General features: G+C 59.9%; 1 pseudogene. It reads right to left on the reverse strand.

What is annotated here, in order from left to right:
• Positions 1-324: 324 nt before the first annotated feature.
• Positions 325-1,033 (reverse strand): annotated as a pseudogene (locus tag FXV83_RS42180) (polysaccharide deacetylase family protein); the annotation flags it as partial.

The raw sequence follows: 1,033 nt of genomic DNA on the forward strand, positions 1-1,033 counted from the left end.
CGGTCGCGGCATTTCAGCAGCAGAACGCTTAAGGTCACCGATAAAGCGGCGGGCTTCTGCCATTCCAGAATCAGGTAGTGCTGCACGACGAAGATACCAGGGCTATGGGCGCTTACACTCCTGCCAGCGCGCAAACGGCAAGAAGGATGAGGCATACGTCTGAAGTAACCTACTACGCCACTTTGCGGTTCGTAGCCTTCCTATGACAGAGCGGGCCCGAAACGGCTGAGGCGCGATTCGCCCTCCATCGTTGCGCCGGCTAGCATGAACGAAGGCTTAGTTGATTCGGGATTACTCTTTCCGCGCCGCCGTGACATTTCGCCATCAATGCGTATCGGCATTCCTCTGCACCGGCGCCGTCGGAACGATGTGAATGACGTGATAGCCGTTGTCGTGCAGGTACCGTAGGAAGGCGGGCATCATCGCGGCGGTATGTGCCTTGGCGTCGTGAAACAGAATGATGCCCCTCCCCTCAGCATTCAGTCGGCTGGTGATGAGCTTCAGTTCCTGGTCTGGCGTCATTTCCTCCCAGTCGCTGGCCCACAGGTCCGCTCCAAACACGACGATACCCCGATCCTGAAGCAGATCGAGCGTCTTAGGCGTCGAGTCGAAATTGGGGAAGCGGAAGAACGGCGTCGAGGGCGCAATTGTCGATATGCCATGGAGCGCTATTTCGTCGGCCGCGATCCCGCGGTCGATGTCCTCTTTCGCCTTCTCGAAGCTGATCTTCGACGCCATCGAATGCGACCATGTGTGGTGCGCGATGGTGTGGCCTTGCGCGGCCGCGCGCCGCACGAGCTCGGGAAATTGGGCCGACGACTTGCCGACCAGGAAGAATGTGGCTCGGACACTCCTGCGCGAGCGCTGTCAGCACTTTTTCCGTGTACGGCGGCCGCGGCCCGTCGTCGAAGGTCAGCACAACTTCGTGGTCGGCCAAGGGCAGAGTCTGAGGAAAACTCTTTAGTCCGACCCGCGGATAAGTCTTGACGTCAACGGCGAGCACGCGTGAAGTCCCGAGCGCGTCCTTGCGCGG

Origin of the sequence: Bradyrhizobium hipponense (genome assembly GCF_008123965.1) — a bacterium.
Classification (GTDB): Bacteria; Pseudomonadota; Alphaproteobacteria; order Rhizobiales; family Xanthobacteraceae; genus Bradyrhizobium; species Bradyrhizobium hipponense.